General features: G+C 60.1%; 16 protein-coding genes. 6 read left to right on the forward strand and 10 right to left on the reverse strand.

What is annotated here, in order from left to right; genetic code table 11:
- Positions 1–3,160 (forward strand): YadA-like family protein (locus U1707_RS17655; RefSeq protein ID WP_332801368.1); only part of this gene is annotated, 3,160 nt, incomplete at its 5' end.
- A gap of 128 nt (positions 3,161–3,288) precedes the next feature.
- Here the strand turns inward: U1707_RS17655 and U1707_RS17660 are convergent.
- From U1707_RS17660 to U1707_RS17695, 8 genes are all read right to left on the reverse strand, one after another.
- Positions 3,289–3,852 (reverse strand): hypothetical protein, encoded by a 564-nt coding sequence (locus tag U1707_RS17660; RefSeq protein WP_332801369.1) that lies wholly within the window; start codon positions 3,850–3,852, stop codon positions 3,289–3,291.
- Positions 3,853–4,311: 459 nt separating this feature from the next.
- Positions 4,312–4,590 carry a BrnA antitoxin family protein gene (locus U1707_RS17665; protein ID WP_332801370.1) on the reverse strand — a complete coding sequence of 93 codons (279 nt, stop codon included), beginning with the start codon at positions 4,588–4,590 and terminating at the stop codon, positions 4,312–4,314.
- Positions 4,571–4,936 carry a BrnT family toxin gene (locus U1707_RS17670; protein ID WP_332801371.1) on the reverse strand — a complete coding sequence of 122 codons (366 nt, stop codon included), beginning with the start codon at positions 4,934–4,936 and terminating at the stop codon, positions 4,571–4,573. Before U1707_RS17670 ends, U1707_RS17665 begins: the two co-directional genes overlap by 20 nt.
- Before the next feature lie 295 nt (positions 4,937–5,231).
- Positions 5,232–5,357, reverse strand: a complete 126-nt coding sequence (locus tag U1707_RS17675; protein ID WP_332801372.1) for a hypothetical protein — start codon at positions 5,355–5,357, stop codon at positions 5,232–5,234.
- A gap of 125 nt (positions 5,358–5,482) precedes the next feature.
- Positions 5,483–7,618 (reverse strand): hypothetical protein, encoded by a 2,136-nt coding sequence (locus tag U1707_RS17680; RefSeq protein ID WP_332801373.1) that lies wholly within the window; start codon positions 7,616–7,618, stop codon positions 5,483–5,485.
- A gap of 863 nt (positions 7,619–8,481) precedes the next feature.
- Positions 8,482–8,985, reverse strand: coding sequence for a hypothetical protein (locus U1707_RS17685; protein WP_332801374.1), 504 nt, complete (start codon positions 8,983–8,985; stop codon positions 8,482–8,484).
- A 178-nt stretch (positions 8,986–9,163) separates the two neighbouring features.
- Entirely contained in the window at positions 9,164–10,177 is a 1,014-nt protein-coding gene (locus tag U1707_RS17690) for a HupA family protein (protein ID WP_332801375.1), read from the reverse strand.
- A 286-nt stretch (positions 10,178–10,463) separates the two neighbouring features.
- Positions 10,464–11,732: a tetratricopeptide repeat protein gene (locus U1707_RS17695; RefSeq protein WP_332801376.1), complete on the reverse strand. Its 1,269-nt coding sequence runs from the start codon at positions 11,730–11,732 to the stop codon at positions 10,464–10,466.
- Between the two features lie 374 nt (positions 11,733–12,106).
- Here U1707_RS17695 and U1707_RS17700 point away from each other — a divergent pair, with 374 nt between their 5' ends.
- The 3 genes from U1707_RS17700 to U1707_RS17710 all read left to right on the forward strand — a co-directional run bounded on the left by U1707_RS17700 (position 12,107) and on the right by U1707_RS17710 (position 15,653).
- Complete coding sequence (locus tag U1707_RS17700) at positions 12,107–13,564, forward strand: glycosyltransferase family protein (RefSeq protein ID WP_332801377.1); 1,458 nt, start codon at positions 12,107–12,109, stop codon at positions 13,562–13,564.
- A 200-nt stretch (positions 13,565–13,764) separates the two neighbouring features.
- A complete protein-coding gene (gmd, locus tag U1707_RS17705) occupies positions 13,765–14,802 on the forward strand; it encodes a GDP-mannose 4,6-dehydratase (RefSeq protein ID WP_332801378.1) in 1,038 nt (345 codons plus the stop codon).
- Positions 14,802–15,653 (forward strand): GDP-mannose 4,6-dehydratase, encoded by an 852-nt coding sequence (locus U1707_RS17710; protein WP_332801379.1) that lies wholly within the window; start codon positions 14,802–14,804, stop codon positions 15,651–15,653. The genes gmd and U1707_RS17710 overlap by 1 nt, the downstream gene beginning before the upstream one ends.
- A 70-nt stretch (positions 15,654–15,723) precedes the next feature.
- Here U1707_RS17710 and U1707_RS17715 read toward each other — a convergent pair whose 3' ends face one another.
- On the reverse strand, positions 15,724–16,602 hold the full coding sequence (locus tag U1707_RS17715; protein ID WP_332801380.1) for a class I SAM-dependent methyltransferase: 879 nt from the start codon (positions 16,600–16,602) through the stop codon (positions 15,724–15,726).
- A gap of 278 nt (positions 16,603–16,880) precedes the next feature.
- Between U1707_RS17715 and U1707_RS17720 the strand changes: the two genes are divergently transcribed.
- Positions 16,881–17,540, forward strand: a complete 660-nt coding sequence (locus U1707_RS17720) for an ABC transporter ATP-binding protein (RefSeq protein ID WP_332801381.1) — start codon at positions 16,881–16,883, stop codon at positions 17,538–17,540.
- Between the two features lie 42 nt (positions 17,541–17,582).
- Positions 17,583–18,506 (forward strand): glycosyltransferase family protein, encoded by a 924-nt coding sequence (locus tag U1707_RS17725; protein WP_332801382.1) that lies wholly within the window; start codon positions 17,583–17,585, stop codon positions 18,504–18,506.
- A 1-nt stretch (position 18,507) separates the two neighbouring features.
- Here the strand turns inward: U1707_RS17725 and U1707_RS17730 are convergent, their stop codons facing one another.
- A complete protein-coding gene (locus U1707_RS17730) occupies positions 18,508–19,704 on the reverse strand; it encodes a right-handed parallel beta-helix repeat-containing protein (protein ID WP_332801383.1) in 1,197 nt (398 codons plus the stop codon).
- Between the last annotated feature and the right edge of the window lie 45 nt (positions 19,705–19,749).

Below are 19,749 nucleotides of genomic sequence, written 5' to 3' on the forward strand. Positions count from 1 at the left end.
TGCCTTCGACGCATCGCGCGGCGGGGTTGCGAGCACGATCACCAATGTCGCTGCCGGTGCGCTGAATGCCGGGTCGACCGATGCCGTCAACGGCGCGCAATTGTTCGCCACCAACACTCAGGTCGGCTCCAACACCTCGGCCATCGCCAACCTCACCACCAACATCGCCACTGGCACAGCCGATCCGCTCGCCGTGCGCTATACCGATGCAACCAAGGGTACACTCGCACTGGGTGGCGTAAACGGTACGGTCCTGACCAACGTCGCGGCGGGTGCGGTGAACCCGACCTCGACCGACGCCGTCAATGGCAGCCAGCTTTCCGCGACGAACGACGCGGTGGCGGGCAATACCGCGAACATCACCAACCTCGGTGGGTCGGTCACCACGCTCAACTCCAACGTTGCAGCGTTGCAGACCGACGCGTTGCTGTACGACGGCGGCCTTCAGGCCTTCAACGCCGCGCGGGGTGGCACGCCGCAGCGGATCACCAACGTGGCTGTGGGTGTGCTCAGCGCGACCAGCAGCGACGCGGTCAACGGCGCGCAGGTGTTCGGGCTGGGCAATAGCCTCGCCGCGGCGCTGGGCGGCACGTCCAGTTACGATCCGGTGACAGGACAGGTGACTGCGGGCATCGCCTATGGTGGTGCCACCTATGGCAACGTCCAGGGGGCGGTTTCCGCGATCGAGACATCGATCGGGGGCGCCGTTGCCAGCAACCTGCGGTACTTCCGGGCGAACTCCGTCATGGCTGACTCGCAGGCGGCGGGTACGGACTCCACCGCAATCGGTCCGGCAGCAATGGCCGGGGCCGACGGATCGATTGCCGCAGGGCGCAATACTATGGCGATGAGCGCAGGCTCGGTCGCGATCGGTGACGGATCGGCCGCGATGACCGGCAAGGCAGTGGCGATCGGCTTTGCCAACATCGCCTCGGGCGATGGCGCAGTGTCGATCGGCGATCCGAACATCGCGACGGGCGACGGCGCGGTCGCGCTTGGCCGCGACAACCAGGCGACAGGGATCGGCGCGGTCGCGCTCGGCGATACCAACTTCGCGACCGGCGACTCGGCGGTCAGCATCGGCGGCAACAACAACGCCGTCGGCGCGGGCGCGGTCGCAATCGGTGATGTGAACACCTTGAACGGTGTCAATGCGATCGCGATCGGCACCGGCAATAATGTCAACGGGGCCCAGGCGAGCGCGATTGGCAACAATAACCGGCTTACGGGCAACCAGTCACTGGCGTTCGGCAACAACATCATCGCCACCGGCAACGATACGCTTGCCGTCGGTAACGACGCTAGCGCTTCGGGTGACAGCGCCGCGTCTTTCGGTAACCGCGCCATGGCCATCGGGCTCAATTCTACCGCGCTCGGCACGATGTCGGTAGCCGGTGCGGATCAGGCGCTTGCGGTCGGCGAAAATGCCAATGCATCGGGCTTTGCCTCATCCGCGTTCGGGACCAACGCCGTCGCATCGGCGACGGGTTCGGTAGCCATCGGCGCTGAAGCAAACGCATCAGCCGTTAGCAGTGTCGCATTGGGTCGCGGGGCGTCGACGCAGCGCGGCGGCGTGGTGGGATATACTGCGTTCGGCCTAGCCGCCGCGCAAAGCACGGTCGGCGAAATCGCGGTCGCCCGGAGTGTGCAAGTTATCGATCCCACCACCGGGCAATTCTTTCCCCTCGGTGAACGTCAGATCACCGGGGTCGGCGCCGGCAGCGCGAATACCGACGCGGTGAATGTGGCGCAGCTGCGCGGCGTATCGGACACGCTGGGCGCGGCTTTCGCTACCAGCCTCGGCGGAGGTGCTGCCTACACCGCGGCGACCGGTACCCTGACTGGTCCGACCTATGTCATCAACGGCGCGACCTACGCCACTGTGGGCGATGCGCTTGCCGGCGTCAGTGGGCAGGCGACCCAGGTGGCGAACACCAGCGTAACGTACGATACCGCGACACGAGACCGCGTGACGCTCGGCGGAGCGGCCGGCACGACGGTGACCAACGTGGCGGCCGGCACGCTTTCCGCCGCCTCGACCGACGCCGTCAATGGCGGCCAGTTGTTCGCGACCAACCAACAGGTCACGAACAACACGACCGAGATCACGACGATCCGCAATACGCTGGTCGGATCGGCCGTCAGCCCCGTACAATATTCGAACGCCGCAACACCGACGGCCCCGAACGGCGGCGTACTGACGAACGACGTGACGTTGATCGGTGCGGACGTGGCAGCGCCGGTCAGGCTGCATAACGTAGCGGCGGGGTCGATCGCTGTTGGTTCGACCGACGCGGTCAACGGCGGCCAGGTAGCGGCGATTGCTGCGGCTTCGCAGAATGCAATCCAGTATGATCGCAACGCCGATGGCAGCCGTGCCAACGTCGCGACACTGGTGGGCGGAACGGCAGGTGCCGCGGTGCGCATTACCAACGTGGCGAATGGCGTGCTTGGTGCAACTTCTACCGACGCGGTCAACGGTGCGCAGTTGAATGCGGTCGGGCAGCAGGTTGCCTCCAACACGACCAACATTACCAACTTGCAAAGCGGCACCGCTGGCTTCTTCCAGGTAAACAACACCGCTGGTAACCCGACCCCGGTGGCGAGCGGAGTCAACGCGATCGCAGCGGGCGGCGGAGCGACGTCGTCGGGTGCCAATGCGGTCGCACTCGGCACCGCAGCGAATGCCACGGCGGCCAACAGCGTCGCACTCGGTACCGGGTCGATCGCAGATCGGGCGGACAGCGTGTCGGTCGGTACCGCAGCGGCGAACCGCCAGATCACCAACGTCGCAGCCGGCATCTCGCCGAGCGATGCGGTGAACGTCGGGCAGCTTAGCAGTGGGCTCAACCAGACGCTGGCGCAGGCCAACACGTATACCGACACGCGGCTCAACCAGCTCGGCTTTGACCTTAAGGAAGTGCGCCGCGATGCGAATGGCGGCACGGCAGCGGCGATGGCGCTAGCAACGATCCCGCAGGCGTACGGGCCGGGTATGGGTATGGTCGGTGGCGGCATCAGCAACTGGGGCGGCGAAGCGGGCTTCGCGGTCGGCGTGTCCAAGGCAAATGCCGATGGCTCCTTCATCGTCAAGGCTGGAGCTACGATGAACACCCGCGGCAAGGGTGGCGGCGCGGTCGGCGCCGGGTTCGCCTTCTGATACTCTCCGGTGAGGGGAAATGGCGCCCCGTTCGCCCGGACCGGCCTCCCCGCCTCGGGACCCCTGCAAAAGCAGGGGTCCCTTTTTCTTGGGCAGGGTTTGAGAAACATTTGTCCGCGAAAATTGATCTAGTCGTGCAACGGCAGTCGAGCACGACAATGGCAACGCATCGTGTAGAGCATGCGCCCCCGTCCACCGTCTAAGCTGACAGCGATACACCCTCCTCGCGCGCCGACACCGGACGTCGGGCGATACGTGCGTGCGTCAGGCGGGGATCCTCGTACAGGTCGCGCAGCGCGCAAAGGCGGAAGACGTTCCAAGCGTTGCCAGCGATGTTCGGCCGCGTCGTGGAGCATGTGCCAGCGTTGGCACAAGGCGGCCAGATTGGCGGGAATGTTGTGGCCCGGATCATGGTCGAGATGCGCGCAGGCGAGCACCACATAGGTCGTGCGGACGCTGCTCAGTTCGAAGCGATCGCGCATCGCGATCCGTCGCCCGCGCGCGGATCGCCAGCAGGCTGCATCGCCGTCCCACCAGCGTCCGTCGCCTAGATGCGCGACGAACCGCCGATGCGGCCGCGCGCACCGTTCGCCGGCCCGGTCGAACCGGATCGCCTGCGACAGTTGCGGCCAGTCGATCGGATAGACCCAGCGGTTTTCGGGGCGGATCGGCATCGTGATTCTATGAGTCACCGCCGATTCGAAGGAAAGCGAAATCTTCGTCTTTCGTTTCGTCTTGTACCGGACGTGTTCAAACCGTCAGAGGCCGCGGCCGCGTGCCTCATCGGTTGCCCGGCTTGTCATCCTGGCTCGGAGGCGATCACGAGCAAGTGGCCTCATGTCTTCTGGCGCCGACCGATTGGGGCGTCGGAGATGCCGTGTCCCGTCCGCCCAATCGTGTCTTATCCCGGCACCTCGGCGACTAGGCGTCGTTGCAAAAGGTATCCATCGTCCGTCAGCCCCAATGTTCCCGTTCAAACAATTACCTGTGATCAAGGGCGCTTAGTCGGAGCTAAGTTATTGTTCAAGGTGGCTTTTGCCGAAGCTACTTTGAATCGTTATTATAATACCTGAAATTGGCTCGCTTTAAACCATTAATGCAGCAGGTATAACTATGCGCTTTCTGCGGTTGCGAAGTATTAGAATGCCGTATCAGGCTTGCGCCTCCGATACATAGCGACGCAGCACTCGGTTGATTTCGGTCTGGTATCCACGATCCTGCGCGTGTTCTTTGAACCAAGCCACCACGTCGGCATCGAGGCGAAGCGTGACGGGCTTTTTGATCGGCCGATAGAGGCCAGGTCGACGAGCGTGCAGCCACGCCTCGGGGGAAGCTTCGGGAATGTCGGCCGTGTCGATCTGCTCATCAGGCAGGGCGGCGAGCTTGTCGAGCTGGTCCTGCAATTCGGGGCTAAGCGCCTTCTTGCTCATAGCGGTACCTTTCCTGCTTCGTCGCCTTTCGGGCGCTGATGATGCGCGTCCAATTCTCGTCGTCGGGATCGGGGTAGCTATGGACGACAACCAGCACGACAACTGGCCCGACTAGGCCGAGAGCGTGCCATCGCTGTTCCCCCTTCTCGATCCGATCGGGGAGGATGACGTGGAAGGCATCTTTCCAGACCTCTTTTGCTAATTCGAATGAAACGCCGTGTTTAGCGAGATTCGAAGCAGCCTTTTCGTTATCCCACTCGAACGCCACGCTGAATTCTGTATTGACAAATTTGTACATACACTCGGCTTGTGCGGGGCGCAAGCTATAGTCAGATTCTTTGGTCATCGTACATACGATAATGTCCTTTATCGGATGTAGAACAGGGGGCTGGCGTGGCGGATATCGAGACGGAATCAACCGGGTGCGCGTAACCCATGATCTGCTGGCCGAAGTGATGCAGATTCACGGCAATATGTCGGCGGAAGATTGCGGCGATCTGGCTGTCGATCTTTCGCCGTGTTCGCTTTGCTCGATGACCGTGGGGCACGCGACCAGCTCTGACCATTGACCGCAGCGATTATAGAATGTCGTGTCGCTGATCCCGTCCTTCCGGCACAGCTTCGCGGTCTTCACGCGAGCCTCATGCTGGCGCAGCACCCCAATGATTTAATCCTCGGTAAAACGGCCTCGCCGCATCGTTCGGTTTCATCTGACGAGCTAACTTACCAATCGCATAATTTCTGGTGAGCAGGTCAATACCATTCATGCTGGGTCCTTCAGAGTTTCGGCACGTACGGCACGGACGAAGTTACCGAGAGGGATCATACACCGCCCCCTTCCCCGCGGCCGTAAAGGCCGCGAGGTTCCTGCCAAATGCTGACGGTCCAGTGGTTAGATTGGTGAGTATTCGAGCAGTTCGAACGTACCACCGACGTTGTAGATCGATGACGAGAACCGCTGCTCGAGGTCAGGTGTGACGGTTGCGGGAACCGCCGTGGGACTAACGACTACAAGATCGTTAATCGTCATCTGGAACGTACCAGCCGCCGCGTTGTAATCTAACTGCACCACCTGCCCGGCCACGTATGGGAATGGGGCGGTAATGACATTACCATTGGCAGTCGCGTACATTTGAGTGCCATTATTCTGCAGTAGACCCAGTCGCACACCAGCGTTATTGATTCCGACGTTCGCGCCGAAGCTTGCCGGCGACGCACCCGCAGCCACGTAATTCCCCGGAGCGGCGTTGGGGAAACGCATACGCAACCGGAAACTGCCTCGCATGGTCTGCGACAGGTTGGCAGTCGCCTCGCCCCACACGTTGCCGCCAGATGTTTTGGTATACTTGGTGAAGCCCGTTAATGCGCCCGCATTCGGCGTGATGTTACGGAGAGCGAAGGTTGGATCATCGTTGGCTGTCATAATCGGCGTGGCAAGCCAGCCCTGTGCAAAACGGCCGTAGATCCGCTTGTTCGCCGTATCGATTCCGATCGTTCCCACCGGGGGGGGAACCTTAAAATCTGCGTCCGTTATGCGTCCACCCTTCTGGTAAGGTGCCACGCCGCCCTGACCGAGGGATACCTGCTGGAACCGGTCGACGCGCGTGAAGGTGAAGCGCGCGAAGTTCCCATCCTCCAAAATTAGGCTGCGCACGTCGGTTGCGAGAATACCGTCCGCCATACCGGTCGGTGCGCCCGGAGCGCCGGTCGTGATGGACGCGCCGCGCACAGTTACCGAACCGCAATCGTTGAGCACGAGGCCATCGCCTGGTGTATTTCGCCATCCGATCGTTGGCTGGTCGATGACTGCGTGGTCGACCCGCTCGAGGTAGATCGCGTTGCCGCCAAACGAGTTGTTGGCCTGCAGCCCAGTGATCTCGACGTGTTTAATCCTGTTGCCGGTACCGCTCCTCGTTGTTGCGGCAATCGCGTAAAGGCAACCCTCGTCGCAACGAGTGTCAGTAACGCGAAATACGCTTTGACCGACAGCGTTCGAGTCTTTTTCGAATTGGTCCTCCGCAAAAATCCATGCTCTGGTGAATGACATGCCTGTCTTGATGAACAGGATGCTCTGGAAGCGGCCGTAGTCCAGAAACCAATCTCGAGCAGATCGGAAGCCCATGAACTTCCGGAGCTTTATTGTAGCGTTGCCCAGGCCCCCGACACACGATCCGAAGAAATTGTCCTCTGTCGTAAGGTCCGTCTTCTCGGCATATACAACAGCACCATCATCGGTACCGATACATGCCACGCCGAACCACCCGGTATTGCGGAGCATGGCACGACAACTGTGGAAACTGAGCGCGCGACGCGCGTCCGCGATTTCCAAGGGGGTGCCGATGAAATTGACCCCGTCGACCATGAGACGCCCGCCGCCCGAGAGCAGCAACGCATCTTTATCCCTGTCACATGCAATGACGATGCCCGCATCCCCACCGTAGCCGACGATCGCTACCTGCGCTGCATTGTCATTGAACGAGCCGACAACAGGTGTGCTCAAGAAGAACAGACCGTCGATGATCAACTCGCCCCCACCTGCCGCGTTAAGTGCTGCCAGCGCAGCTGCGAAGGCAGGACCACAGTTCGTCCCAAGCGTTGCACCACGACCATCCGTGGCGGTGCCAGCCGGGTTAGCTAGGGTAACCTGCGTGGCCGATTGAACAGACGCGATCGTGCTGGTTAATTTTTCACCAGCGGATCCTGCGCCGGCGACAGCAACGGACTTGCCGATGTCAGATGCGTCGAAGATTGCCGTGCGCGCGGTAAGCGTCGTCGATCCGATAGCCATCGTTGCGAAGTTGACGATCTTCGCATCCGGCGTGGCGACCAGGCTGAGGCGGATGCCGGGGTCGCTGCCGATCGTCATGACGCGCGCCTCGGTCGTTGCTGCCGTTTTGCGGTACAGCGAAACTCCAGCCCGATCTTGAGCCCAGAACGTCGCGTTGGTCGCGACGGCGTCGCGACCGGCAACGAGCGTGGTGTAGACGCCGGGCGGCGTCAGCGCGGCAGTTTCTTCCATGTCAGCCATGTGATTTTCTTTCGTTATTGGCCAAATATAAGCCAGTTTAAGCCGTCTAGATGTTGATCATCGCTGGCACGGCCTGAGCGACAATAGTAGCTCCAAGCCGCAAAGGTTCGTCGATGACCTGAAGTCACAGATCTTGTAACTTATTGGAGGAAGAGTTTTTTTAGGACGCGTGCCTAACCACCGCCCGCCGAAGTAATATCGTTAGAAATGTCTACCACGATGACCCCTTCAACCGAGCGCGCCTGTCAGAACAACGCGCATTACTTCTCAAGCATACGGCGAGGTTTGTAGGACAGCGTTTTTTGCCAGATTCGATCAATGATTTGTGAGTTAAGGGCAGGCAGTGGAGAGTGTCAAAATTTGCCGACCTGGCAGATGGGATCCTCCGCCACAGCCAATATGCCCCCGTTGCCGGTCGCCAACGCCCATGTTCCGGACCTCTGCCATCTAATTCTTTGCCCCATAGGGCATTCGGTAAGCCTATGCGGATGGCCGGTCGTGTAGTGCTCCGTACTGCTTCAGGTGCTGCCTGTTCGCTTCTCGCTGCGTTGGCCGGATTCGGAGACGCGACACCTTCCGACAAAACTACTGGGATAGGGCTGACAAAACAGCATTCTTCGAGCGATCCGCTGCGCTTGCTGTAGCTTGGGCATCATCCGCGCCAAGTCCACTCATTGTCTTACTTTCGACAAATCCGTGGCAAACGGTGATCATAACGTCCGAAACTGGCAAGGCACACTCACAAGTGCTTCGCCATCTTCTCCAAATTGCCGCAGTCAAGCACGTCGAGCATGACAACGGCAATGCATCGTGCAGAGCATGTGGGGCCAGCACGCCTGTAGCACGCGCGCCTCGTCTGCCGTCTAAGCGGGTAGCGATGCACCCTCCCCGCGCGCCGACACCGGATTTCGGGCGATACGGGCGTGCGTCAGGCGGGGATCCTCGTACAGGTCGTGCAGCGCGCACAGGCGAAAGACGTTCCACCAGCGTTGCCAGCGATGTTCGGCCGCGTCGTGGAGCATGTGGCAGCGCTGGCACAGGGCGGCCAGATTGGCGGGCATGTTGTGGCCCGGATCATGGTCGAGATGTGCGCAGGCGAGCACCACATAGGTCGTGCGGACGCTGCCGAGGTCGAAGCGATCGCGGACCGCGACCCGCCGCCCGCGCGCGGATCGCCAGCAGGCCGCATCGCCGTCCCACCAGCGTCCGTCGCCGAGATGCGCGACGAACCGGCGGTGCGGCCGCGCACACCGTTCGCAGCGCGCGCCGGCCCGGTCGAACCGGATCGCCTGCGACAGTTGCGGCCAGTCGATCGGATAGAGCCAGCGGTTTTCGGGGCGGATCGGCATCGTGATTCTATGAGTCACCGCCGATTCGAAGGAAAGCGAAATCTTCGCCTTTCGTATTCCTATTGTACCGGGTGTGTTCGAACCGGCGGAGGGCGAAGCCGCGGGGATGAACCCTCATGGCGCGGCAAGGCCGTCCCGCTATTTTAGGCGTTCATCGCTTGCTTCGGCGCGCTGGCGGTGACACCTCGCCGCACAATCACTGGACGACGGAGAAGCCAATGTAGGGCGCGCCGTTAAACATCAGCGCTAGCTCGATGCCGCGGGGACCGTAAAAGGCGCCCTCAAAAGTACCGGTGACATACTGATCAAGATTTCCGTGAACGCGACCAGTAAGTGGATCTATGGTGCCAGTGAAGCCGATAATAATCTGGCCGTTACCTCCGAATATTGAAGTGTTGCCGGAGATGGTATGGAGGTCAAAGTCGACGGTGATAGAGGTCGGTTCAGTGCCGTTAAATGGAGGAATGCTAGGTTTTCCAAGGTTGTATATGTTTGAAAAACCCGAGCGTGTCGCTTTTCCCGAGGTCGGCAAATCACCCGTAACGGTTCGTGCGCCAAAGAGGTAGTAATTGATAAAGCCACGCGACATGCGCGAGGTGTCGGTCGTCTGCTGCCATAATGCGTAACCCGAGTATACCGATGGAGCATAAGCGCCATTGCCGGTCGCCTTTAAACGTAACGGCGATCTGTCAAACAATGAGTAGGTCGAGTATACCGCTGTGCCGTCGGGATCATAGGATTTCACAACGCGCACGCCTCCGTCATCAACAACATTATCCCAATGATCGTATGCAAATGAATCAATTTTCTGGACTGCGGGACCAGCAGAAAGCGTAGTACCGTCATATCGGACTTGATAGTTTCGGGTTGATGCATTGTAATCAAATCCGACGGACGATACTTCTTGTTGCGGCGTAGTAACGGCATATAGGACGCCGCCAGTTGAATATGTCTTAGACATAGAGATTGCACTAAAACTACGATTTTGGGTGAAATCAGATGCGGCAGTATAGGCTATCGTCGGCGTCGGCGTCGGCGTCGGCGTCGGCGTCGGCGTCGGTGTGGGTGTGGGTGCCGGTGTGGGTGTCGGGGTGGTGCCAGGGATCGTGCTAACAGAACCGGGGCCCGACGAGGCACTGTCGTCGCCACATGACGTAAGCGTCAGGGCTGCCAATATTACAGAGGCCCGCACTAGCGAAATCTTTTCCATTGTCCGTTCCTCTTAGTACGAAAAACGCTACGGCTATAGTTTCGGCCGTGCAAGTGCGGGGTTTTCAGCTGTCGGGTTTTATGATTATTACATTAGCGAATTGAATGTTTAATATTGATTTACAAATCAAAATTCATTACCGTCAGGATGTTAATAAACTAAAAACTAAATCGCTTTGAAAGCAAACGCGATCATGTATAAAACTGAATAATATATGTCGACATCATAATATATTTTATTGATATCTCTGTTTAGTAGAAAACTTATTTATATAAAACTCAGCTAATTAACCTAAAACTGAATTACATAGCGAATTATCTTGTTGCAGCGCTTCCCGTTTAAAGATCATGCGCCGTGTCCCCATCCTCATCAAGTCGGGTAACCACCATCCGCATCGTGCGATCCGGTATAGATAGAGCTTACGCCGATATCGGCGGTTATTGGGATTAAGCGCAACGGCCTGTTTCTGCTGGCCGATCGCCGCTGATCGCTCACCATGCTTCCACAACATTATGGCACGCCAGTTTCTGAGATGGGCACGCTCCGGCAAAGCCTCCACCACCTCCTCCGCAATCGCAATCGCTTCGCTCTTTACGCCGGCCAGCCAGAGCGCATCGACAAAAGGGACCAGATACAGCGGCAGGCGTTCTGTCTTGACGGAGATCTCGCGATGAATCGTCACCGCTTCGCAATGGTTGCCGGTACGTGTCAGGATGCGCGCCAGACTGAGCATGCCGAGCGTACCGTCAGGTCGTGCGGCGTGCCCGGCACGCGCGAGAGCGAGCGCCGTACGCGGGCGGACATCGGGCTGTCGCTCGGCAAGTGCGCCAAGATACACCGAGCTCGTCGATCGACGCGCTCTGATCGTCTTCGCCACGGCATTGGCGTCGAAACGGTCGTGCAGCAAATCCTCCAGCATCGGCTTCAGCAAAGTGATTTCGCCTAGGAAGGTGCTCGCCGGATGTCCGCTGTACGGCACCGCAACCAGCAATGACGGCGTCTCTGCCGCGATGTGTCGGACATGCTGACCGTCCAGTGGCATGTGTGGATCGTAGACCAGCACCGGTTGCGCGCGGCATGTCACGGATCCATCGATCGTATCGAGCCAGCGGATCCTGTGTGAATCCTGTGGCCAGCGGTTTTCCCAACGGGCGCGTGCAGGGTTGATCGACCATTGCGGGGATAGTGCAAGCACGCCGTCCGCCGCCACAGCATCGGCCAAACGTACCGCTGCATAACCCCCCATACTCGATCCGTATGTTACTCTTCGCGAAGCGCCAGCGGTCGCTGCACGAACGGCGGCCATTGCATCCAAGATGTCTTCATATTGATACCAGTCGTTTCCGCGACCGAGGACGTGGATCGCGGAAATGCCATTCGCGAGCAGAAATTCCTCGCCAAACCCGAACCGGTCGAAGCCATCGCCGATGCTGTGATGGTCAAAGGTGATGACCCAACGCTGTGACGAGTCAGCAACCACCTGCCGTACCAGCAGGGTGTCGCTGCGATACAATTCGACCGTTGTCCGCGGCTCAATTCGCGTTTCATCGCACATGACTAAAATTCCCGATCGTCGCGGCGGGAGGGAGCAGAAACACGGAAAGTATCATTGTTATCGCATCGTCATTTATTGATCTCGACGCAAGATCGCATGAACTTGCCTGATCGCTTTCGCTACCTAGAATCGGCTATTCAGCATCGTCGCATTGCCGGTGTTAATGACCGTCGGCATTATCGTTCGTGATAAAGACAAAATGGAACAAGCGGTTAGTCGCGGCGGACTTGTTTGCTATGTTTCCGACGCTGGTATGGACCAAAGCTTTTCGCGGGTTGGCCGCGCGCATCATGCCGGCCGTCGGCAGCAGATAGGCACGCGGTGGGTGTCGGGTGACTAATCCGCTCTTAATCATGCTGCCCTACGGTCGGGATGTGCGCGACCGTCTTTACGCCCCTGCCCTGTTGGCGATCATTTTGCTGGGTCTTGCCCTGCGGATCTGGTCCGCGCGCGGGGGGCTGTGGGTCGACGAGGCGTGGTCGGCGGTCTTTGCGGCGCGGGCCCGAACGCCGCTCGGCGTGTTCCTTGATATCAACCACGACAATAATCATCACCTCAACAGCCTGTGGATGCAGATGTGGGGCATCGGTGCCGCGCCGATCGCGCTACGCAGCCTGTCGATCGCGACCGGCACCCTCACCATTCTGGTGGCTGCGGCGATCGGTGCCCGGCAGGGTGACGCCCATGCGCTGGTCGCCGCGCTCCTGTTCGCGGTCTCGCCGATCCTCGTGAACTACGGGTCGGAAGCGCGGGGCTATGCGCCGATGCTGCTGGCCGCGATGACGATGATCTGGCGGGTTGCGTGGGTGCTCGACGACCCGCAGCGCAGCACGCCGCGCACGGCCTGGTGCCTCGGCGGGCTGGCGGTGCTGGGCCTGTTCTCGCAACTGACGATGCTGTTTTTCGTCGGGGCCATCGCCGTCTGGGCCGTGTGGGTGATGGCGCGACGGATGCCGATCGACGCCGCGCTCAGATCGACCTTCTGCCTGCTCCTGCCCACGATCGGGGTCTGTATCCTTGCGATCGGAACAACGATCGGCGCTGCGGCGCTGAGCACGACCGGTATGCAGGTCGGCGATTACAGTGAGTTTTCGCTGGCCGGGTGGTCCGGCGCCATGACGACGATGATCGGTTCTACGCTCGGCCTGTCCGATATGGGGAGATGGATCGTTGCCGTACCGATCGTCGTGGTCGTGTGGCTCGGTCTCGGCCCGCGTAGCCGGCGATCGGTTATCGGGCCGTTCGCGATCGTCGCGTGCCTGGTCTTCCCGTTCATCTTTCCGATTCTGCAGATCGGCAACAGCGGTTTCCCGCGCTATTTCCTGCTGACCGCGGTGGCCATCCTGTTGCTGGTCGCCGATGGCATCGCGAGGGCGCTCGCCAGTCCTCAGGGCGAGCTTGGATGGCGCAGGCTGGGATGGCGCGGGGTGTTAGCCGTATCCGCGCTCGGTGCGATCGTCGTCGCCAGCCTTTACGAGGATCTCGCGCAAGCGGCGCTGCGCCGCGGCGATCCCGGGGCGGCGATCGCGGCGATGGCGGCGCGTGCGCCGCGCGGCGCCGTCGTGATGGTCGATTATCTGCGTCCGGTCGCGGTCTTGCGCGTCGCCGCGGCCGAGGCGCGGTATCCGCTCACGATCGTTGGCGACTGTCCCGCGCGGCGTTTTTTGCACGTCGATCCGAGCCCGCAGGCAAAGGCATCGCCGACGACCATTCGGTGCGGCTGGCGCTATCGCCAGGTCGTCGCCCGCCGCAGCGCCCACTTGTCGGGCTTGGACTGGGCGCTGTACGAAAGAGCGGATTTCGCGGTGCGCGGGCAGCAGGCCGCGCGCTGATCGCCGGATACCGCGGCAACCCCGTCCGGGCCGTCGCACCCGTCTGTCACGCGGCTTTCCCGGTGGGCAGTCGAGAAGGGGCTGTAAAGGGGCGTTTCAGCACGGTATTGCCTCACGAAAACGCAAAAAATGCGCGTGATCTCTGGTTATCGTCGCATGACGCTACTATCGCCCCCGAAATGTTATCGAGGGAAGAAACTATGTCCAAGACCGCTATCGTTACCGGGATCAGCGGCCAAGACGGCGCATATCTGGCGGAAAACCTGCTGAACCGTGGCTATACGGTCTATGGGACGTACCGGCGGACGAGCTCGGTCAATTTCTGGCGGATCGATGAACTCGGTATCACCAATCATCCCAAGCTCAAGCTGGTCGAATATGATCTTACTGACATGGGCTCGGCAATCCGGCTGATCGAGACGTCGGAAGCGACCGAGATCTACAACCTCGCCGCGCAGAGCTTCGTCGGCGTGTCGTTCGACCAGCCGATCGCCACCGGGCAGATTACGGGCCTCGGCGCGGCCTATCTTCTGGAAGCGATCCGCACCGTCAATCGCGACATCCGCTTCTATCAGGCATCGACCTCCGAGATGTTCGGCAAGGTCCAGGCGATCCCGCAGAAGGAGGACACGCCCTTTTACCCGCGCAGCCCGTACGGCGTGGCCAAGCTCTACGCGCATTGGCTGACCGTGAACTACCGCGAGAGCTTCGGGATTTTCGGCACAAGCGGGATCCTGTTCAACCATGAATCGCCGCTGCGCGGGCGTGAGTTCGTCACCCGCAAGATCACCGATACGGTCGCCAAGATCGCCCAGGGCAAGGCTGAGATGCTTGAGCTTGGCAATCTCGATGCCAAGCGCGACTGGGGCTATGCCAAGGATTATGTCGAAGGCATGCGGCTGATGCTCCAGCACGATGTCGCCGATACCTATGTACTGGCGACCAACCGCACCGAGCCGGTCCGCCATTTCGTCGAACTGGCCTTTGGCCATGTTGGCATCACGCTCGACTGGTCGGGCAAGGACGAGAACGAGACCGGGATCGACCGCAAGACGGGCAAGATGCTCGTGCGCGTCAATCCGGCCTTCTACCGCCCGTCCGAAGTCGACCTGCTGATCGGCGACCCTGGCAAGGCCGAGCGTGAACTGGGGTGGAAGCCCGAGGTTCAGCTCGAGGAACTCGCGCGGCTGATGATGGAAGCGGACATGCGTCGCAACACTGCCGGCTGGTCGTTCTGATGCGGGTCGCGCTGACCGGAGCAACCGGCTTTACCGGTCGCTTCGTGTCCGACGCCCTGGAGCAGGCCGGCGCGATGCCGGTCATGCTGCAGTGCGATCTGCGCGACCAAGCGGCCGTCGACCAGGCGGTCGACGGCCTGGACTTCGACCGGGTCATCCATCTTGCCGGTCATGCGTTCGTCGATGCGAGCGACTGGATGTCCTTCTACACGGTCAATCAGCTCGGTACGCTGAACCTGCTCGACGCGGTCAGCCGCAAAAAGCCCGACGCACGGTGCATCCTGGCGTCGAGCGCGCAGGTGTACGGCCCGAAGGCCGAGGGATTGATCACCGAGGAAGCGTCGACCAATCCGGTCAACCATTATGCGATCAGCAAGCGCACGATGGAGCAAGCCGCGGACCTGTGGCGGGACCGGCTGGAGATCGTCGTGACGCGGCCGTTCAACTATACGGGCGTCGGTCAGGACACGCAGTATCTGATCCCCAAGATCGTCGATCATTTCTGCAGGCGCGCCGATGTGATCGAGCTCGGCAATACCTGGGTGGAACGCGATTTCGGTGACGTGCGGTCGGTTGCGGCCGCCTATGCGGGTCTGGCGCTGGCGGCGGACGTTCCCCCTGTGGTCAACGTCGCGACGGGGGCGGTATCCTCGATCGGCGACATCCTGGAGCAACTGACCGCGATCAGCGGTCACCATATCGAGGTCGAGGTCAACCAGGCGTTCGTCCGCAAGGGCGATGTCGAAGTGCTGGGCGGCGATGCGACGCTGCTCCGCCAGACGCTGCCGGACTGGCGGCCGCGGAGCCTCGCCGATACGCTGCAGTGGATGTACGTCTCGGGCGACGCTTAGGCCCTAATACGAAAACCCCCGCAAAAGGCTATGGCAGCCGCTCCTGCCGACAGGAGCGGCTGCGGAAACGTCACCGGGCATGACCGGTGACGCGGGGATTGCGCCAGCCCTGGACACCGTCGACCCGCGGCGTCGGCTTGCCGGCAAGATCCATGATGGCGGGACGTTCGACCTCAAGTTGCCACCCCGCCGATAGCAAGTCCTCGCAGAGGCGGCCTTCGATCTCGCGCGAATGCGTCCCGATCATCATGTAAGCGACATGCTCGTTCAGGAAGTCCAGCGAACTGGCGACCAGGTCGGCCTCGCCGCCTTGGATATCGATATGCAGCAAATCCACGCGTTCCACGCCAACCGCAAGATCGGCGAAACCGACCGCGGGCAGCTTGTGGTAGAGCCCGCTGTTTCCCGCCTTCGATTCCTGGTCTTGTGTTCCGTTGATAATCGGATCGAGCCCACTCCCCTCAGGCGGGAAAAATGCGGTTCCCGAACGGGGCGCTGCGACCCCGTGATGGATCGTCACGTCTTCGGGGGAAAACCCGTTTGCCAAGGTTGATTCCCGGGCGAACGCCGCGTGATTTGGCTCGCCCTCGATGCCGATCGCGCGAACTTTCTTACCCGCTCGGCGCGCTGCCACACCCGTAATGTTGATCCAGCAGCCCCAGTGGCAGCCAAGCTCGATGACGGTGAACACATCGCCAGCCAGATCGACGGCGCGCAATGCCGCTCCGAATTCTGCCATGTCGGCATGCCAATTGGCCGGAATAACGTCGACTTCGACGGTCCCCTTCATCGGCTCAAGATGCTCGGGAAAGAATTTTGGATCGATCGCCACACCGAAATAATTGAGCGCATAGTCGGAGCGTGCGATCTGCGGGCCAGCCGCATGACGGCGTATAGTTCCTGGAACGTCAAACCGGGCTTGATAATGCCAAAATGGGCTGTCGACCATTGTAACTCCTGATTACTAGACCAGATACTGATCGGCTAAGTATTTGTAAGGCATCGCAAAATGTGCTCAAAACTGTCAAATTTCGGGATGGAATCGAGCAGCGGCGACGGTATGTTTGTCCGTCCGATCCAGCAAGCGATATTAATGCCGCTGCTTGAGAATTACGTCTCGGCGCCTTACACAGGGTCCCGACCGCGGTGACACGGAGCATTGAGTTGCTCGGTAGATCCGAGCGTGATCGCACAGGGCGATGACATTGATATATTGTGGTTCAATTGATGATCTCGTTTGAAAACGTATCCAAAAGCTATCACATTCGGAAGTTCCGCAAGGATGTGCTGAGCGATCTGAGCTTCGATATTCCGACCGGATGCAGTCTAGGCATATGCGGCGCCAATGGTGCCGGTAAATCGACCTTGATGCGTCTGATCTCGGGCGTCGAGGCACCGAGCGCGGGTCGCATTACACGCTCGGTATCGTGCTCTTGGCCGATCGGGTATTCGAGCTGCTTCCAGTCCAGCCTGACCGGCGCCGACAATGCGCGTTTCATCGCGCGGATCTACAGCAGGGATATCCAGCAGCTGCTCGATTACGTCGAGGATTTTGCGCAGCTGGGCGCTTATTTCTATCAGCCGATCTATAGCTATTCGGCCGGTATGATGGCGCGTCTAGCGTTTGGCATTTCGTTGGCGATCGATTTCGATTGTTATCTGGTGGACGAGGTTACTGCGGCGGGCGACGACCGCTTTCGGCAGCGCTGCGAAGACGCGCTCCATCATCGGCGCTCGGCCGGAACCCTGTTGATGATCAGTCACGACCCGAATACTTTGCGTGCGTATTGCGAACGCGGCGCGGTCTTGCAGGATGGCCGGCTCAGTTTTTACGAAACGATAGACGAGGCCATCGATATCCACATGCATAATCAGTCCATACAGTAAGATATTACTATTCAATCGGTACACGGGCTGGGAAATACATGCATGAATAAATCTATCCTTATCCAGAACTATCATCCCCAGGGTACCGAAGCGTTAATTCGTGATTTTAAATCGATTGGTTTCAAGGTTTTTAGTCCCGATAGTGACTGGGGGCGGATTAAGTATTTTGCTGAAAATACCGGTCTTGGAGGCGAGATCCTATCCCTCGAAGACTATATGAAGACCGAACCCGGTTTCGTGCTGATCGGATGCAAGGCGCAGGAGGACGATCTAAAGGCTATTGCGCGTGAGCATGGCGACAAGATGATCCTCAATATCGCTCAGCAAAACCATGTGTACGAGCCGAATATATCCAATATCCTGATATGCCCGGATGTTGGGCTTTGGCGAAGTTATCCGGATCCGATACAGCACAGGTTGTTGTATTTTCCGCGACCCGTAATTGCCGACGTTCCTGCCAAGGATATTGTTCAGTCGTTCGAAGACCGGACGATCGCGTCATTCATAAGTATGCCGACGTTCTGGAAGCGGGGACTGCCTGCCTTCGAAGCGTTTCGTGCGCAGTGGCAGGGGAATTGCTACATGTTCGGCCATCAAGCGACCGATGGCCTGCTTACACATGCGCAATGCAATGCACGAATGGCGACATCGTTCTTCACGGCACACTTCAAAGACGAAGAAGCCTATGGTCTGTCGTGCCTGGAGTCGATGATGCTGGGAACGCCGGTTGTGAGTACGCATGAGTTCATGCGCGATAAAACGCTCGGCGAGTATTTCCTGCGTCCCGAAAACTCCATTGTCACAGATACCATCGAGCAGGCCATCGCAGCGTTGGAGGCGCTTACGCTGAACGAATACAGGCAGCTAAGCGAGAATGCCCGGACGACTGTCCTCAACCTTACGGCCAAGGAAAAGACGGTCGATATTCTAAACCATGCAGTCGAAGTCGAGATGCGATCGCTCTAGCCTAGCGGATACTGTAGTTCAGAATGCAGTAATGCTTGGCGGTCGTGGCCGTATCCGTGGCGGTCGGGGGCAAAACCATCCGGGACCTTGCGGAGAAATTCGCCGAAGCGCCGGAGATCCGTTGCGGGCCGCACATGCTCGGATAGGTGCCGGAGACTGCTTCGAGGTCGTTGCGCGCGATCACCATCGGCCCCGTCAGATAATCGACGTTGAGCGAAAGCATGGCCCCGCGAACCCGGTTGTCGGTCACCGCACCTCCGAATGTCGGCGCCTCATACCAGGGCGCCGACCCGATCATGATGCCGAAGCCACAGCGCCGCTGCGGGCCACAATCGATCGTGTTGCGGGTGACCTGCGTCCCAGTGAAATCGCCGCTGGTGGCGTTGGGCCACGCTTGCAGCATGATCTCGGCGAACGCGCCGCCCTCGGCAGTTCCGCTATGATCGAAGTGATTGTCGGTAACTGTGCAGCCGACACAACTGCCGAAGATCAGCTGGACGTCAGTATTGTCGCGAAATCGGTTGCCCGAGATCTGGAAGCGTTGCGCGGTATGGATCGTCAAACCGTCCGCCCAGCGCAGCAACGCGTTATGCGTGCCATTTCCGATGAAGGCGTTGTCGCTGATGACGGCCTCGACACCGGTTCCGTATTCGAGCGCGGTATAGCAGGCCATATCGCGAAAAACCGAGCGGGTGATCGTCACCGAATTCCCGTTGACGAGAAGTCCGCCCGCCATCGGCCGTTCCTTGTCCGATGCGCAGCGCTTTGCCGACAGGGCGGGATCGCTCAGTCGCGTTCCCTGGAACACCAGGTGATCGAGCCGGACCGCGTTGCTGTCGATCGTGATCGGCATGATCGCGTCCGCGATCGCGGACGCTTTGATCGCGAGATGCAGGACCGCACAGCGACGCTCGTCGGCAAAGCACGGACGCGCATCCGGTGAAAGGCCGCGTGTCGTCAATGTCACCGGACGTCGCAGCCTAACGGGCGTTGCGATCTCATACCGGCCGGATGGAAGCGCCAGTTTCCCGTTCGCCGGGGTCGCGTCCAGACAGGCCTGAAGCGCGGGTCCTGCATCGCGTCCGCTGCCGGCCAGGCGCGATATCGCGGCGCAGGGCGCCGGCGCAGGCGCTGCGGTCGCGACTGATCGATCCCCCCCGCCGAACCCCGACATCGCCGCCAGCGCGACGGCCAGCATCAGAATAAGCGCCCCGATGTATCGGTAGGTATATAATGTCCCTTG

The sequence above is a fragment of the Sphingomonas sandaracina genome (genome assembly GCF_036663695.1).
Classification (GTDB): domain Bacteria; phylum Pseudomonadota; class Alphaproteobacteria; order Sphingomonadales; family Sphingomonadaceae; genus Sphingomonas.

What these genes read in the sequence shown, in the direction of transcription:
- U1707_RS17665 (WP_332801370.1), bottom strand. Translation starts at nt 4,590, where the DNA reads ATGAGCAAGAAGGCGCTTAGCCCCGAATTGCAGGACCAGCTCGACAAG.
- U1707_RS17670 (WP_332801371.1), bottom strand. Translation starts at nt 4,936, where the DNA reads ATGACCAAAGAATCTGACTATAGCTTGCGCCCCGCACAAGCCGAGTGT.
- U1707_RS17675 (WP_332801372.1), bottom strand. Translation starts at nt 5,357, where the DNA reads ATGAATGGTATTGACCTGCTCACCAGAAATTATGCGATTGGTAAGTTA.
- U1707_RS17680 (WP_332801373.1), bottom strand. Translation starts at nt 7,618, where the DNA reads ATGGCTGACATGGAAGAAACTGCCGCGCTGACGCCGCCCGGCGTCTAC.
- U1707_RS17690 (WP_332801375.1), bottom strand. Translation starts at nt 10,177, where the DNA reads ATGGAAAAGATTTCGCTAGTGCGGGCCTCTGTAATATTGGCAGCCCTG.
- U1707_RS17695 (WP_332801376.1), bottom strand. Translation starts at nt 11,732, where the DNA reads ATGTGCGATGAAACGCGAATTGAGCCGCGGACAACGGTCGAATTGTAT.
- gmd (WP_332801378.1), top strand. Translation starts at nt 13,765, where the DNA reads ATGTCCAAGACCGCTATCGTTACCGGGATCAGCGGCCAAGACGGCGCA.
- U1707_RS17710 (WP_332801379.1), top strand. Translation starts at nt 14,802, where the DNA reads ATGCGGGTCGCGCTGACCGGAGCAACCGGCTTTACCGGTCGCTTCGTG.
- U1707_RS17715 (WP_332801380.1), bottom strand. Translation starts at nt 16,602, where the DNA reads ATGGTCGACAGCCCATTTTGGCATTATCAAGCCCGGTTTGACGTTCCA.
- U1707_RS17720 (WP_332801381.1), top strand. Translation starts at nt 16,881, where the DNA reads ATGATCTCGTTTGAAAACGTATCCAAAAGCTATCACATTCGGAAGTTC.
- U1707_RS17725 (WP_332801382.1), top strand. Translation starts at nt 17,583, where the DNA reads ATGAATAAATCTATCCTTATCCAGAACTATCATCCCCAGGGTACCGAA.
- U1707_RS17730 (WP_332801383.1), bottom strand. Translation starts at nt 19,704, where the DNA reads ATGCTGGCCGTCGCGCTGGCGGCGATGTCGGGGTTCGGCGGGGGGGAT.